At 71.5% G+C, this 15,532-nt stretch carries 11 protein-coding genes, 2 tRNA genes and 1 riboswitch; of the genes, 10 read left to right on the top strand and 3 right to left on the bottom strand.

What is annotated here, in order from left to right:
- Nucleotides 1–13 precede the first annotated feature (13 nt).
- The 5 genes from WJM95_RS15260 to WJM95_RS15240 all read left to right on the top strand — a co-directional run bounded on the left by WJM95_RS15260 (nucleotide 14) and on the right by WJM95_RS15240 (nucleotide 7,359).
- On the top strand, nucleotides 14–2,236 hold the full coding sequence (locus WJM95_RS15260; protein ID WP_339130295.1) for a DEAD/DEAH box helicase: 2,223 nt from the start codon (nucleotides 14–16) through the stop codon (nucleotides 2,234–2,236).
- A 220-nt stretch (nucleotides 2,237–2,456) separates the two neighbouring features.
- On the top strand, nucleotides 2,457–3,407 hold the full coding sequence (locus WJM95_RS15255; RefSeq protein WP_339130294.1) for a hypothetical protein: 951 nt from the start codon (nucleotides 2,457–2,459) through the stop codon (nucleotides 3,405–3,407).
- The gene (locus tag WJM95_RS15250; protein ID WP_339130293.1) at nucleotides 3,407–5,572 is read left to right on the top strand and encodes a VCBS repeat-containing protein; all 2,166 of its coding nucleotides are present in this window, start codon (nucleotides 3,407–3,409) and stop codon (nucleotides 5,570–5,572) included. Before WJM95_RS15255 ends, WJM95_RS15250 begins: the two co-directional genes overlap by 1 nt.
- 58 nt (nucleotides 5,573–5,630) lie before the next feature.
- Nucleotides 5,631–7,166, top strand: a complete 1,536-nt coding sequence (locus WJM95_RS15245; protein ID WP_339130292.1) for an amino acid permease — start codon at nucleotides 5,631–5,633, stop codon at nucleotides 7,164–7,166.
- 120 nt (nucleotides 7,167–7,286) lie between these two features.
- Nucleotides 7,287–7,359 (top strand) — tRNA-Lys (locus tag WJM95_RS15240).
- Between the two features lie 67 nt (nucleotides 7,360–7,426).
- On the opposite strand, the gene ribA is transcribed toward WJM95_RS15240, so the two are convergent.
- Entirely contained in the window at nucleotides 7,427–8,071 is a 645-nt protein-coding gene (ribA, locus tag WJM95_RS15235; protein WP_339130291.1) for a GTP cyclohydrolase II, read from the bottom strand.
- 124 nt (nucleotides 8,072–8,195) lie between these two features.
- Nucleotides 8,196–8,705 (bottom strand): MarR family transcriptional regulator, encoded by a 510-nt coding sequence (locus tag WJM95_RS15230; RefSeq protein ID WP_339130290.1) that lies wholly within the window; start codon nucleotides 8,703–8,705, stop codon nucleotides 8,196–8,198.
- Between the two features lie 160 nt (nucleotides 8,706–8,865).
- Between WJM95_RS15230 and WJM95_RS15225 the strand changes: the two genes are divergently transcribed.
- The 5 genes from WJM95_RS15225 to WJM95_RS15205 all read left to right on the top strand — a co-directional run bounded on the left by WJM95_RS15225 (nucleotide 8,866) and on the right by WJM95_RS15205 (nucleotide 14,046).
- Nucleotides 8,866–10,011, top strand: a complete 1,146-nt coding sequence (locus WJM95_RS15225) for a dihydrofolate reductase family protein (protein ID WP_339130289.1) — start codon at nucleotides 8,866–8,868, stop codon at nucleotides 10,009–10,011.
- Nucleotides 10,012–10,070: 59 nt separating this feature from the next.
- A tRNA-Met gene (locus WJM95_RS15220) sits at nucleotides 10,071–10,144 on the top strand.
- Between the two features lie 236 nt (nucleotides 10,145–10,380).
- A complete protein-coding gene (locus WJM95_RS15215; protein WP_339130288.1) occupies nucleotides 10,381–11,571 on the top strand; it encodes a PP2C family protein-serine/threonine phosphatase in 1,191 nt (396 codons plus the stop codon).
- Between the two features lie 169 nt (nucleotides 11,572–11,740).
- Nucleotides 11,741–11,897: riboswitch (cyclic di-AMP (ydaO/yuaA leader) on the top strand.
- 11 nt (nucleotides 11,898–11,908) lie between these two features.
- A complete protein-coding gene (locus tag WJM95_RS15210) occupies nucleotides 11,909–12,943 on the top strand; it encodes a M23 family metallopeptidase (protein ID WP_339130287.1) in 1,035 nt (344 codons plus the stop codon).
- A 158-nt stretch (nucleotides 12,944–13,101) separates the two neighbouring features.
- Nucleotides 13,102–14,046: an aldo/keto reductase gene (locus tag WJM95_RS15205; protein ID WP_339130286.1), complete on the top strand. Its 945-nt coding sequence runs from the start codon at nucleotides 13,102–13,104 to the stop codon at nucleotides 14,044–14,046.
- 68 nt (nucleotides 14,047–14,114) lie between these two features.
- Here WJM95_RS15205 and WJM95_RS15200 read toward each other — a convergent pair whose 3' ends face one another.
- The gene (locus tag WJM95_RS15200) at nucleotides 14,115–15,503 is read right to left on the bottom strand and encodes a PrsW family glutamic-type intramembrane protease (protein ID WP_339130285.1); all 1,389 of its coding nucleotides are present in this window, start codon (nucleotides 15,501–15,503) and stop codon (nucleotides 14,115–14,117) included.
- Between the last annotated feature and the right edge of the window lie 29 nt (nucleotides 15,504–15,532).

Raw genomic sequence — 15,532 nt, 5'->3', positions numbered from 1 at the left:
GTTCGCATTTCGCATGTCTGTTTCCAGTACTGATCACTTCGTCGTGCCCGAGAACGACGAGAACAACGACGTGGTCGAGGTCGTCGAGGCCATCGAGACCATTGAGGCCGTCGAGTCCGACGTCGAGACCGCCGAGTCCGTCCCCGAGATGACCTTCGCGGACCTGGGTCTGCCCGAGGGCGTCGTCCGCAAGCTCGCGCAGAACGGCGTGACCAGCCCCTTCCCGATCCAGGCGGCGACCATCCCGGACGCCCTGGCCGGCAAGGACATCCTCGGCCGCGGCCGCACCGGCTCCGGCAAGACCCTCTCCTTCGGTCTGCCGACCCTGGCGCAGCTCGCCGGCGGCCACACCGAGAAGAAGAAGCCGCGCGCCGTCATCCTCACGCCGACCCGTGAGCTGGCCATGCAGGTCGCCGACGCGCTCCAGCCCTACGGCGACGTCCTCGGCCTCAAGATGAAGGTCGTCTGCGGCGGTACGTCGATGGGCAACCAGATCTACGCCCTGGAGCGCGGCGTCGACGTCCTCGTCGCCACCCCGGGCCGTCTGCGCGACATCATCAACCGCGGCGCCTGCTCGCTGGAGAACACCCAGATCGCCGTCCTCGACGAGGCCGACCAGATGTCGGACCTGGGCTTCCTGCCCGAGGTCACCGAGCTGCTCGACCAGATCCCGGCCGGCGGCCAGCGCATGCTGTTCTCCGCCACGATGGAGAACGAGATCTCCACGCTGGTCAAGCGCTACCTGACGAACCCGGTCACGCACGAGGTCGACAGCGCCCAGGGCAACGTCACGACCATGTCGCACCACATCCTCATCGTGAAGCCCAAGGACAAGGCGCCGGTCACCGCCGCGATCGCCTCCCGCAAGGGCCGCACGATCATCTTCGTCCGCACCCAGCTGGGCGCCGACCGCATCGCCGAGCAGCTGCGCGACGCCGGTGTGAAGGCCGACGCGCTGCACGGCGGCATGACGCAGGGCGCCCGTACGCGGACGCTGGCCGACTTCAAGGACGGCTACGTCAACGCGCTCGTCGCCACCGACGTCGCCGCCCGCGGTATCCACGTCGACGGCATCGACCTGGTCCTGAACGTGGACCCGGCCGGCGACCACAAGGACTACCTGCACCGCTCCGGCCGTACCGCTCGCGCGGGCCGCTCCGGCACCGTCGTGTCGCTGTCGCTCCCGCACCAGCGCCGCCAGATCTTCCGGCTGATGGAGGACGCGGGCGTCGACGCCGCGCGTCACATCATCAACTCCGGTACGGCCTTCGAGCCCGAGGTCGCCGAGATCACCGGCGCCCGCTCGATGACCGAGGTCCAGGCCCAGTCCGCGGGCGACGCCGCCCAGCAGGCCGAGCGTGAGGTCACGCAGCTCACCAAGGAGCTGGAGCGGGCGCAGCGCCGTGCCGCCGAGCTGCGCGGCGAGGCCGACCGTCTGGTCGCCCGTGCCGCCCGTGAGCGCGGCGAGGACCCGGAGGTGGCCGTCGCGGCCGCCGCCGAGGCCGCCGAGCAGGCCGTCGTCGCCGAGGCGCCGGCCGTGGAGGCCCCGGCCGAGCGTCCCGCGTACGAGGAGCCGCGTCAGCGCCGCGACGAGCGGGGCAACTACGAGCGTCGTGACAACGACCGTGGTGGCTTCCGTCGTGACGACAACCGTGGTGGCGGCTTCAACCGCGATGACCGTGGCGGCCGTTCTTTCGAGCGTCGTGACGACAACCGTGGTGGTGGCTTCCGTCGCGATGACAACCGTGGTGGCGGCTTCAACCGCGATGACCGTGGCGGCCGTTCTTTCGAGCGTCGTGACGACAACCGTGGTGGTGGCTTCCGTCGCGATGACAACCGTGGTGGCGGCTTCAACCGCGATGACCGTGGCGGCCGTTCTTTCGAGCGTCGTGACGACAACCGTGGTGGTGGCTTCCGTCGCGATGACAACCGTGGTGGCGGCTTCAACCGCGATGACCGTGGCGGCCGTTCTTTCGAGCGTCGCGATGACAACCGTGGTGGCGGCTTCAACCGCGATGACCGTGGCGGCCGTTCTTTCGAGCGTCGTGACGACAACCGTGGCGGCCACCGTGGCAGCGACCGTCCCTTCAACCGTGACCGTCAGGGCGACCGTCCCGCGGGCGGTGGCTTCCGCTCCGGCCACGACCGTCCGGCCGCCCGCCGCGACGACCACCGCGCCACCGGCGCCGGTTCGTTCCGTCGCGACGAGAAGCCGCGCTGGAAGCGCAACGGCTGACGCCTGACAGCTCAGTGAAGTGAAGCGATGTGGCCCCCACCCGGGTTCGGGTGGGGGCCACATCGTCGTTTCCGGGGCGGGCCGCAGGAAAATCCCTTTCTGTTCGCCCGTCAACTAGCTGTAATATCAAGCGACTTGTGTGAGGGATGTGACGGCTGGGGGCCAGGTCGAAACCTGGGACGGCAAACGTCTCCCCGCACTGCTTCGGGAGGGGTATTCCTTGCTTCGTCATTCCTTCGTCGGCCCGGCGAGAGCCAGACGCGTCGCCGTCGCCGCGGCGGCTTCCGCAATGCTCGCGGGCGGCGTGATCCCGCTGCTGCCGACGTCCGCCTCCGCGGTGGGCGCCGCTCAGGAGACGGTGGTCCCCGCCGCGCTGCGGAGTTACAACACGAGGGCCATGATCCGCAGCACCTCGACGGGCTCCGGCCACGACGGCGCCGGGGCGCAGGGCGTCTTCCACACGCAGGAGGGCCGCACGGGGGTGCTGTGGACGCGGTACGCCGACGGCGAGTCCGTCGCCGTTCCGCAGCGGGCCGGAGTGTCCCCCGCGCCCACCGGCAGCGATGTCCTGGCGTACAAGGACGCCGACGGCCGGGTCGAGTTCTGGGACGCCACGGACGGTACGTCCCGCAGCGTCCAGGTCCCGGCGGGCCTCGGGTATCTCACGGCCTTCGACAACCTGGCCGTCGCGTTCCGCACCGAGTCCGCCGAGGACGGGACGAGCACCCGGATCATGCACCTGCTCACCCCGGCGTCCGACGGAAGCACCCGTGACGTGACCGTCGGCGGCGGACCGGCCGGGCTCCAGTTCGGCGCGCCGACGGGTGCCGACGCGAGGAGCGTCTTCCTGTGGGCGTCGCTGGACGGCCGGCCGCGTCTGGTCGCGGTGGACCGGGAGAGCGGCCAGGTGCAGAGCTGGAGCGGCCCGCTCCCCGTCGCGTACCGCAAGGTGCTGATCGCGCCGGACCACGTCGTCCTCTTCGCCTCCGGCGTCGCCAAGGTCCTGGTGCTGCCCCGCGCCGACCTGTCGGCGGCACCGGCCGAGGTCGTGCTGACGGGGACCGCCGACGAGATGCGCGGCGCCAGTGACCTCGCCGTCGTCGGCGACTGGCTGGTCAACGGCGTGAGCCCGGTGACCGCGCAGCCGATCGCGGGCGGGCGGTGGCGCTGATGCAGTCCTCGAGCTCGGGGATCGCGGCCGGCCCCGGCGGCTCGGCCGTGAAGATCGGCCGCACGGGCGCCGACGACTGGGGCATCCGGCGCATCACCTCCGGCCCGGACGGCGTCCCCGTCGTCACGCAGGTCAAGCCGCTGCCCAAGCCGCCCGTCCCCGTCCAGGGAATCTCCCTCGACCAGGGCCGTCTCGTCGTCACGGACGACAGCCGGGACGGGTACCGGGACGACTACGTACGGACCGTCGCCGCGACCGGCGCCCCCTCCTACGGCGAGCGGTCCGAGTTCTCGCCCTACGCGGAGACCGTGTCCATCGCCCCCTGCCCGACGACGGACGTGGCCTGCTCCGAGATCCACGGGACGGCCGACGGCCGGATCGCCTGGCTGGAGCACTCCTCGGCGACGAACGACCTGATCCGGGTCAACGGGCCGAAGAACAACGACCTCTGGGAGCGGTCCGTGCCCGCGGGCGGGCGGATCACCGACGTCTCGGGCCGGTACGTGCTCTACACGACCGCGGACCAGCAGTACGTGTACGCGCTCGACAACGCGGGCGCCCCGGCCCTCACCCGCCCCACCGGCGCCGCCGCCCTGTCCGGGGACATCCTCTGGACGGCGGGTTCCACGCCCGGCACCCTCACCGCGTACGACCTGACCGCGCGGCGGACGACCGAGACCCTCACCACCGACGCCGACTGCGTCCCCACCGAGCTCCAGGCCCTGGGACGCTGGATCTACTGGACCTGCGACGGCAGGGCCGGTGTCTACGACCGTACGGTGAAGAAGTCCGTCGCCGTGCCCGCGGGCGAGGCGAAGCTCGGGGACGGATACGTCGTCACGCATGACAGGGCGGCCGGGAAGCTGACGCTCACGACGGTCGCGGGCGGCAGTGCCGAGAGCCGGGTCATCGGCGACCTGCCCGACACCGGGATCTCGCAGCGGGACGTGCGCTGGACGGTCGACGAGTCCGGCGCGAACGCCGCGTACGTGGACGACCAGGAGCGCGTGCACCTCGTGCCGTCCGGGGTCGACGAGCAGTCGCTGCGGCTGCTGGCGCCCGCTCGGAACACGCCGTCCGTCAAGGCGCACGAGGTCGACACCGTCCCGGACACCCTGACCACCCTGCTGCTGTCGAAGCCGGCCGCGAAGTGGACGGTGACCGCGCGCAACCGCGCCACCGGCAAGACCTACCAGGACAACCGCGACGACGGTCCCGCGCGCGGTGAAGTGAACGTCGGCTGGTTCGGCGCCGATCCGTCGTACCCGGGGGATTCCTTCGCGCCGGACGGTTCCTACGACTGGACCGTCACCGTCACCCCCGCGGACGGCGTCGGCGCCCCGCTCCAGGTGCGCGGCACGGTCCGGCTGAAGGGCGGCAGCCCGGTGCGCCACGACCACGTCGGGTCCGAGGGGGACCCGGACGGCACCGGTGACCTGCTCACCCTCAACTCCTCGGGCGGACTGACCTTCCAGCAGGGCGACGGGAAGGGCGGCTTCGCCGGAAAGGTCACCGGCGGCGGCTGGTCGACCAAGGCGCTCGCGGTGCCGTTCGGCGATCTGAACGGCGACCGCTGCAACGACGTCCTGGTGCGGATGAGCGACGGGTCCCTGCGCGGCTACAGGCCCGCGTGCGGCACGGCGCCGACCCCCTCGACCTCGTACAAGGCGCTCGGCACCGGCTGGAACGCGTACAACGTCCTGACCTCGCCCGGCGACCTGACCGGTGACCGGCGGCCGGATCTGCTCGCGCGGAAGGCCTCGACCGGCGACCTCTACCTGTTCGCCGCGAAGAGCGACGGAACGCTCGCCGCGGGCAGGAAGATCCGTGCGGCCTGGACGGGGTACACGAAGATCGTCGGCGCGGGGGACCTGAACGGCGACGGGATCGGGGACGTGCTCGCGCGGGACAAGGCGGGAACGCTGTACCGCTACAACGGCACCGGGACCGGCCTGTTGAAGGACCGGGTGAAGGTCTTCTCCGGCTGGGGCGCGTCGTACGACGCGATCGTCGGGGTCGGCGACATCACCGGCGACGGGAAGAGCGACCTGGTCGAGCGCGACACCTCGGGGAACGTCTACCGCAACGCCGGTACGGGGACGGGCTCGTTCGGCGCGCGGGTGAAGATCGTCGGCGGCTGGCAGGGCTACAAGGGCCTTTTCTAGCCAGATTGCCCATCGGCGCGTTGCATGTCATGCCCCCGGCGAGGGAATCGCTGGGGGCATGACAGATGACGCCAGAGTGAGTGGGCTGTCGGACGAAGAGCGGCTGGCCCAGCTCGGCTACACGCAGGTTCTCGCCCGCCGCATGTCGGCGTTCTCCAACTACGCGGTCTCCTTCACCATCATCTCGGTCCTGTCGGGCTGTCTGACGCTGTACCAGTTCGGCATGAACACCGGCGGTCCCGCCGTGATCGTCTGGGGCTGGGTCGCGGTCGGACTCATGACCCTGTTCGTCGGACTGGCGATGGCCGAGATCTGTTCGGCCTATCCGACGTCCGCCGGGCTGTACTTCTGGGCGCACCGGCTCGCCCCGGAGCGCAGCAGGGCGGCCTGGGCCTGGTTCACCGGCTGGTTCAACGTCCTCGGGCAGGTCGCGGTGACCGCCGGCATCGACTTCGGCGCGGCGCTGTTCCTCGGCGCCTACCTGAACCTCCAGTTCGACTTCGGGGTGACGCCGGGCCGCACGATCCTCCTGTTCAGCGCCATCCTGATCCTGCACGGTCTCCTCAACACCTTCGGGGTGGGGATCGTGGCCCTGCTCAACAGCATCAGCGTGTGGTGGCACGTCGTCGGTGTCGCCGTCATCGTCGGCGCGCTGACGTTCGCGCCCGACCACCACCAGTCGGCCGGCTTCGTGTTCACGAAGTTCGTGAACAACACGGGCTGGGGCAGCGGGATCTACGTCGTCCTGGTCGGACTGCTCATGGCCCAGTACACGTTCACCGGGTACGACGCCTCCGCCCATATGACGGAGGAGACCCACGACGCCTCCACCGCCGGGCCCAAGGGCATCGTGCGCTCCATCTGGACCTCGTGGATCGCCGGATTCGTCCTGCTCCTCGGCTTCACCTTCGCCATCCAGTCGTACGACAAGGAGCTGGGCTCGGCGACGGGCGCGCCCCCGGCGCAGATCCTGCTGGACGCGCTCGGCGCCACGGCGGGCAAGCTCCTGCTGCTCGTCGTGATCGGCGCCCAGCTGTTCTGCGGCATGGCGTCCGTGACCGCCAACAGCCGCATGATCTACGCCTTCTCGCGTGACGGCGCACTGCCGTTCTCCTCGGTGTGGCACACGGTGCACCCGCGCACGCGGACCCCCGTCGCGGCCGTCTGGCTGGCCGCGCTGGGCGCCCTCGTGCTCGGCCTGCCGTACCTCATCAACTACGCGGCCTACGCGGCCGTGACGTCGATCGCGGTCATCGGCCTGTACGTCGCCTACGTCATCCCGACCCTGCTGCGGGTGCGCAAGGGCGACGCCTTCGAGCGCGGGCCCTGGCACCTGGGCCGCTGGTCCCGTCCCATCGGGGTCGTCGCGGTCGTCTGGGTGGCCGTCATCACGGTCCTGTTCATGCTGCCCCAGGTCTCCCCGGTCACCTGGGAGACGTTCAACTACGCCCCGGTCGCGGTCCTCGTGGTCCTCGGCTTCGCCGCCGCCTGGTGGCTTGCCTCGGCCCGGCACTGGTTCCTCAACCCCGGGCACGAGCGCACCATCGCCCGTGAGGCCGCCCGCAAGGGTGCGCCCGAACCGGTCGATCCCTGACCTTGTGGGCTTTTGGCGCGGCCGGGTCCCCGATACCCGATCGGAGTCCCGGCCGCGTCCCGCTATGCTCGGGGATGCGTCGGCGCGGCCGGTGCGCCGTGCCGGTGCATTCCGGCGCGGGGACCCTTAGCTCAATTGGCAGAGCAGTGGACTTTTAATCCATTGGTTGTGGGTTCGAGTCCCACAGGGTCTACGGAAGAGCCCCCGGTTCGGAGCGATCCGAACCGGGGGCCTTTTTGCGTCGGGGGGCGTTTCGCCGGTCAGCCCGCCGTGAGTTCCGTGCGGTCCGTGAGTTCCGGCAGCGGCAGCGTGTGCTGGGTCTGGAGGACCTTGGCGCGCAGATAGCGGACGTTGTGGGCGGTGGTGAAGACGCCCGTCGGCACCCGGTGGGAGACCGTGATGCCGAGGTCGCGGAGCTGCTCGGCCTTGTCCGGGTTGTTGGAGAGCAGGTCGAGGGAGCCGATGCCGAGGGCCCGGAGCATCTGGGCGGCCGCCGTGTAGTCGCGGCCGTCCTCGGGCAGTCCGAGGGCCGCGTTGGCGGCGTAGGTGTCCAGGCCCTGGTCCTGGAGGGCGTAGGCGTCGAGCTTGTTGTAGAGGCCGATGCCGCGGCCCTCCTGGCGCAGGTACAGCAGGACGCCGCCGCGGTCGGCGATCTGTTCGACGGCCTCGCGCAGCTGGGGGCCGCAGTCGCAGCGGGCCGAGCCGAACACGTCGCCGGTCAGGCACTCGGAGTGCAGCCGCACCAGCGGGTTCGCGCCGGGCTCGCCGAGGACGACGGCCAGGTGCTCCTTGCCGTCCTGAAGACCTTCGAAGGTGACGAGTTCGGCGTCGACGGAGTACCCGTCGCCGAAGCGCAGGGGTACGCGGACGCGGGTGCGCACGGTGGCGTCGGGGTGGTCGCGCATGGTGTCTCTCCGTCCGGCGGGTTCGTACGGGGCTGTGCTTCAGATTTGAAGCACAGCCGCAGGGAGAGACACTACATCTGCTTAAAACTTCAAGCAACGGGGTCCATGTCCCCCGTCGAGCGCCTCACGAGGAGCAGGAACGCCGCCGCCACGGCAGATCTTCCCCGGGAGCCCCGGGATCCCCGCTCTGGATGGCCCGGGTGATGGTCCCGCAGATCTCCTCCAGCTGGCCCACCTGCTCGGGGGTCAGATGGTCGAAGACGGCCGTCCGTACCGTCTCGACGTGCGCGGGCGCCACCCGCTCCAGGAGGGACATGCCCTCGTCGGTGAGGACGGCCATGTGCCCGCGCCGGTCCGTGGGGCAGCCCTCGCGGGCGACGGTTCCGTCCTTCTCCAGGCGTGCCACCGCGTACGTCAGGCGGCTCCGGGTGATCTTCAGGGCCTCGGCGAGGTCGGTCATCCGCAGCCGCCGGTCCGGCGCCTCGGACAACCTGGAGAGGATGGAGTAGTAAAGGTGGGGCATCCCCGCCTCCGCCTGGAGCCGGCGGTCGATGGCGTCCGCCAGGAGGGAGGTCGCGGAGATGTACGAGCGCCAGGCGCGCTGTTCGGCGGCGGAGAGCCAGCGGGTCGTCATGGGACCAGTCTAGGTATTGTTTAAAAATTGAACCACTGCACGTGAAGCACGCTTGAAGCACTGCACTTGAACCACCGCACTTGAATCGCCGCCCGTGGATCACCCCGCGTGAGCCACCGCAGGTGACCCCTGTGCGCGTGTGACCGGAGGATGCGACCCGATGCCCCGTCCCTACGTCCTGCTGTCCGCCGCCGTCTCCCTGGACGGCTTCCTGGACGACACCGGCCCCGAGCGGCTGCTGCTCTCGGGCCCGGCCGACTTCGACCGGGTCGACGAGGTGCGGGCGTCCAGCGACGCGATCCTGGTGGGCGCCGGCACGCTGCGCACGGACAACCCGCGGCTCCTGGTCAACTCCGCCGAACGGCGTGCGGCCCGTGTGGCAGGCGGCCGCCCCGCCTACCCGCTGAAGGTCACCGTCAGCGGCTCGGGCGACCTCGACCCGAAGGCTCAGTTCTGGCACACGGGCGGGGAGAAGGTCGTCTACACGACGGACGAGGGAGCCCGGCGGGCGTCCGCCCTGCTGCACGGCCTCGTCGGCGTCGACGTCGTGCCGACCGGCCCCGAGCTCGACTGGCGCGTACTGCTGGAACACCTCCACGACGTACGGGGTGTGCGCCGCCTCATGGTCGAAGGGGGCGGCAAGGTCCACACCCAGCTCGTGCGCGAACAGCTCGCCGACGAACTCCAGCTCGCCGTCGCCCCCCTCTTCGTCGGGCAGGCCGACGCGCCGCGGCTGTTCGGGCCCGGCGCCTACCCCCTGGGCCGGATGCGGCTGGCGGAGACCCGGCCCGTCGGCGACGTGGTCCTCATCCGCTACGTCCCCACCGCGCCCGGCACCGGCCCGCTCGCCTCCGCCGCGGACCGGCGCTGGCTGGAGCTCGCCTGCGAGCTCGCGGAACTGTGCCCGCCCTCGAAGACCGCGTTCAGCGTCGGCGCGGTGGTCGTCGCCGCCGACGGCACCGAGCTGGCCAGGGGGCACTCCCGCGAGGGCGGCGACCCCGTCGTGCACGCCGAGGAGGCGGCCCTCGCCAAGATCGACCCGTCCGATCCGCGGCTGGCCGCCGCCACCGTCTACAGCAGCCTGGAACCGTGCGCCCACCGCGCCTCGCGGCCCGTTCCGTGCGCCCGGCTCATCCTCGACTCCGGTGTGCGGCGGGTCGTCACCGCCTGGCGCGAGCCCGACACCTTCGTCACGGACGCCGACGGGAACGGGCTCCTCGCCGCGGCGGGCGCCGAGGTCGTGGTCCTTCCCGAGTACGCGGACCGCGCCCAGGCCCCCAACCGGCATCTGCCGGCCCGGCCCTAGGGGCCCGGTTCAAAGTGTGTGCTCCGGGTCCCGCGAATGGCGTACACTGGTGTCAACGACGCGGGGTGGAGCAGCTCGGTAGCTCGCTGGGCTCATAACCCAGAGGTCGCAGGTTCAAATCCTGTCCCCGCTACTGAAGACCAAAGGCCGGAACTCGGATTCACGAGTTCCGGCCTTTGGCATGTGCTTTCCACCGGCCTTGTTTCTCCGGCCGTCCACCGACCTTCCTCCGTCGGTCCTCGTTTCCATCGGTCCTCGTTTCCGCCGGTCCTCTTTCCGCCGGTCCGTCTTTTTTGCCGGCGGGTGCCGTCCTCCCCCGGTCGGGCCACACCGGTCGCCCGCCGCCACCGCACCGGTTCTTCTGGACGCGTGGGGCAGCCAGGAGGTGAGCGGCGGACCGGACGACACGACGACCGGACCGGCCGTCCGTCCCCCGGCGCCGGACGGCCCGGGAGCGCTCCACCACCCGGACCCGCCGAAGCCTGGCCGCGCAGGCTCGTGTGCGTCCGCGCCTTCGTCCGGGCCCTGCCCGTGCTGCTCGTCGTCGCCGGGATCCTCTACGACTGCTTCACCCCCGCCGAATTCACCGCGGCCCCCTTCTTCACGGCCGCGCCCCTGGTCGCCGCACCCCTCTCCTCGCCGCGCGGCACCGTTCTCGCCGGAGCCCTCGCCGTCGGCGCGGTGCTCACGGTCCACCTCCTGCTCGGCATCGTCCTGCACGTCGACGCCGTCACCGAGGTGGTCACCGTGGCGACGGCCGCCGTCCTGGCCGTCCTCATCAACGTCGTGGTCCGGCGCGGCGACGAACGGCTCGCCTCGGTCCGGGAGATCGCCGAGTTCGCGCAGCGCGCCGTCCTGCCCGAGCCCGAGGCCCGGATCGCCGGACTCGAGGTCGCCGCCCGCTACGAGGCGGCGCAGGAGGACGCGTTCATCGGCGGCGACCTGTACGCGGTGCAGGACTCCCCGCACGGCGTCCGGCTGGTCGTCGGGGACGTGCGCGGGAAGGGGATGACCGCGGTGGCCGCCGTCGCCACGGTGGTCGGCGCGTTCCGGGAGGCGGCCGAGCAGGAGGCGACCCTCCAGGGCGTCGCGGGGCGCCTGGAGCGGGCGCTGACGCGCGCGGGCTCCCGCCGTGACGGCGTCGAGGCGGCCGAGGGGTTCACCACGGCGGTCCTCGCCGAGATCCCGCGCGGCGAGGGCGTCGTACGCGTCGTCAACCGGGGGCATCCGCCGCCCCTCCTGCTGGGCCCGGACGGCACGCTCGCCGTCCTCTCCGCCGAGACGTTCGCGCTTCCCCTCGGGTTGAGCGAGCTGGGTGGCCCGTGCGCCCCCACGGTGCAGCACCGCTTCCCGCGCGGGGCGACGCTGCTCCTGCACACCGACGGGCTCTCCGAGGCCCGCGATCCGCGGGGGGAGTTCTACGACCCGGCCGCCTGGCTGGCCGGTCGGGTCTTCCCCGGTCCCGACGCGCTGCTGGCCGCCCTCTTCGAGGCCGTCTGCCGACACACGGGCGGCGCGCTGACGGACGACCTGGCGCTGCTCGCCGTCCGGCGCCCGTGACGCGGGCCGCCGGCGCGAGGCCAACTCGCCCGTTTTTCATCGCTCATGACCCCAAAGTCCAGACCAAAAGGCGTTAACGATCAGTCGGAACATCTTGGAATTCAGTGGCCGGGTCTATTAACGTTCGATAACGCAGCGCGGCCGTAACAGCCGTCACAAGAGGTGGCTCCGTGCGCACGCGCCGAATCCCGCAAGGGAACCGGGGACCCACATCGTGGGGTGAATCGAGCGTAATCCGCCGTAACAGCACGGTGGCAGTACGCCCGTAGGAGACCTTCCTGCTCCGAACCCGTCAGCTAACCCGGTAGGCGGCATGGAAGGAAAGGAGTGCGCCCACGTGGCGTCCAACCGGCCCGCTCAGCCAACCCCGTTCGCGCCGAACGAAACGCACACCTTCGGCTACGGCAAGGACGAGGAAACCTGGGAGGAGTGGAATCCCACCGCGGATTCCGTCGCTCCCGTCCGCGGCCGGCACCGCACGGGCAAGCAGCGCGGCGGAGGACTCGCCCGCAGCTCCACGGTTCTCGGCGTCGGCGTCATCGCCGCCGTCGGCGGGGGCGGCATCGCGAGCGCCGCCCCGGGCAAGGCGCCCGTCTCGATCTCGCTGCCCGACCTGTCGTCGGTCACCGCGTCGGCCAAGGCCCTGATATCGGACAGCGGATCCAGCACGCCCAAGGGCTCCACGACCCCGCTCACCAGCGCCGGTCTGACCACCGCCGACGAGGCCCACGGCGCCACCGACGCCGGTGAGGCGCTGCGCGACCGCATCATGCAGCAGGCCAAGTCGCAGCAGAACCGCGCCGACACCGCCTCGCAGCAGGCCGCCCAGAACGCCGCCGCGAAGAAGGCCGTCGCGACTGCCGCCAAGCAGCAGGACGCCGCGGAGGCCAAGGCCGCCGCCGCGAAGAAGAAGGCGGAGGAGGCGGCCAAGGCGAAGGCCGAGCAGGAGCGCCTCGCCGAACTCGCCAAGAGCTACTCGCTGCCGACCTCCTCGTACACCCTGACCTCGCGCTTCGGCGAGGCCGGCTCGATGTGGTCCTCCGGGTACCACACCGGACTCGACTTCGCGGCGCCCACCGGCACGCTCATCAAGGCGATCCACAGCGGCACCGTCACCGAGGCCGGCTGGGCGGGCGCGTACGGCTACCGCACGATCCTCACCCTCGACGACGGCACGGAGCTGTGGTTCTGCCACCAATCCTCCATCGCCGTCAGCGTGGGCCAGAAGGTCGCCACCGGCGATGTCATCGGCCGGGTGGGCGCGACGGGCAACGTCACCGGGCCGCACCTGCACCTCGAAGTGCACCCCGACGGCAACCCCACCGGCATCGACCCGATGGCATGGCTCCAGAGCAAGGGCCTCAACCCCTGATCTCAGGCAAGGGCCTCGCCCCCTGATCCCCGGTGGTCCCGACGCCACCCCCCTGCGTCAGGACCACCGGTCAGGCGGGCCCGGACCCCCGCGCCCACCCGGGCCGTCCCGAGGTGATTGCGGAATACATCCATCCGGTGCGGCTGTTGAGGTCGTACATGACTTCTCTTCGCAAGCTCGGTGCGTCCGACCTCGAGGTCTTCCCGCTCTCCCTCGGGGGCAACGTCTTCGGCTGGACGGCCGACGAGACCCGGTCCTTCGCGGTGCTCGACGCCTACGCGGCCGCCGGCGGCAACTTCCTCGACACGGCCGACTCCTACTCGGCCTGGGTCGAGGGCAACGAGGGCGGCGAGTCCGAGACCATCATCGGCAAGTGGCTGAAGACCCGCGGCAACCGCGAGGACATCGTGGTCGCCACCAAGGTCAGCCAGCACCCCGCCTACCCGGGGCTGTCCGGTGCCAACATCAAGGCCGCGGCCGACGCCTCGCTGCGCCGCCTGGGCACCGACCACATCGACCTCTACTACACGCACTTCGACAAGACCGAGGTGCCGGTCGAAGAGATCATCGGTGCCCTCGACGACCTGGTGAAGGCCGGCAAGGTGCGGCACATCGCCGCCTCCAACATCTCGCCGGAGCGGCTGCGGGAGTCCCTGGAGTTCTCCGACCGCGAGGGTCTCGCCCGCTACGTCGCGCTCCAGCCGCACTACAACCTCGTCTCGCGCGACACCTACGAGGGCGCCCTGCTGGACGTCGCCTCCCAGGCGGGTCTGGCGGCCGTCCCGTACTTCGCGCTCGCCGCCGGGTTCCTCACCGGCAAGTACCGCCCCGGCACGGAGGTCGACTCGCCCCGGGCGGCCGGCGCGGCCAAGCACCTCGCCACGGACCGCGGGCCGCGGGTCCTGGCCGCCCTCGACGAGATCGCCGGGGCCCACGGCGTCGCCGTCCCGACGGTCGCCCTCGCCTGGCTGGCCGCACAGCCGACGGTCGCCGCGCCGATCGCCTCCGCCCGCACGGTCGAGCAGCTCCCGGCCCTGCTGGGCGTCGCGGACCTGGTGCTGACGGACGAGGAACTGACCCGCCTGTCGCGGGCGTCGGCGTAACGGCTTCGGCGGCGCCGCGCGCTTCCCGGTGGGCCTCACCGGGGCCGCGCGCCGCCGCCGTTGCGGCCTCAGGAGCGGTACGGGTTGTACGCGGGATACGGGGTCCGCGCGAACGGCTGCGCCGGCGGCCCGTACGGCTGCGCGGGCGGGAGGTACGGCTGTGGGGTCGGGACGTACGGCTGCGCGGGCCGGGCGGCGTACCCGTACCCGGGGACCGGCCAGGGCGGCGGCGCGGGCAGCGGTGCCGTGAGGCGGGCCGCGTAGGCGAGCGCCGGCCGGGCGGTCTCCCGGCGGCGCCACAGCTCCTCCAGCAACTCGCGCTCCCGTACGACGAAGTCGGCGCCCGCGCGTCCCCGGCGCCCCCGGTGCCGCAGGAACGCCAGCGAGGTGGCGTACGCCTCGTACTCCGCCACCGAACGCGCGGCGCGCTTCCCGAAATGGTGACCGGCGTACTCGCGGGCGATCTGCCGCGCCCGCATCGAGCCGAGCACCCAGGGTTCGGCCGCGCCCAGCCAGCCGGCCGCGGTGTACACGGGCAGTTCGGCGCGGACGGTGCGCAGCTCGCGCTGCCGGGTCCAGACGACGAGCCAGGTCAGCAGCCCGAACGCGGGAACCATGAACGCGGCGTACACCCCGAAGAAACCGAACCTGCCGAAGCCCGACGAGCCGTTCCAGATCGCGTGCATGCCCATCGCGAGCAGCAGTCCGGTGAGGGGGAGCAGCACGCGGCGCGTGCGCTGGCGTTCGGCGGACAGGGCCGCGACGCCGAAGCCGATGCCGGTCAGCACGGTGAACAGGGGATGCGCGAAGGGCGACATCACCACCCGGACGAAGAAGGTCGCCGCGGTGACGGAGGCGAGTCCGCTCTCCCCGCTGAGCCGGTCGGTCCCGAAGGCGGTGCCGAGGTAGAGGATGTTCTCGGTGAAGGCGAAGCCGGTGGCGGTGACCCCGGCGATGACGACCCCGTCGACGATCCCGGTGAAGTCCCGTCTGCGGAAGAGGAAGACGAGCAGCACGGCCGCCGCCTTCGCCGACTCCTCGACGACGGGCGCTATGACGGTCGCGCCGAGGGTGTCCGCGCCGGAGGGGCCCGCGGTCGTCATGGCTATCCAGCGGGTCGCGAAGCTGTTGGCGACGATCGCTATCAGCGCGGCCGCGCAGGCCCCCCAGGCGAACGAGAAGAACAGGTTGCGCCAGGGGCCGGGCTCGACCCGGTCCAGCCACCGGAAGGCGGCTATGAGCAGCGGCACGGGGAACACGGCCAGTCCGAGGCCGACCAGGAAGCCCTCGGTCCCGGTCTGTTCGCGGACGAGGGCGAGGATCACCAGACCCGACATCGCGAGCAGGGTGATCAGCGCTCCGTACCGCACCCAGCCGCGCTGCCACCAGTGCGGATGTCTCGGCGCGGGTCCGGCGGGGGTACCGGGCCGGGTCGGGTACGGAGAATGGATGGCCACGGCATTGACCCTAACGAGGGAGGGCGTTG

Origin of the sequence: Streptomyces sp. f51, assembly GCF_037940415.1 — a bacterium.
GTDB lineage: Bacteria > Actinomycetota > Actinomycetes > Streptomycetales > Streptomycetaceae > Streptomyces.
This window is presented reverse-complemented; position numbering and strand designations above follow the sequence as displayed.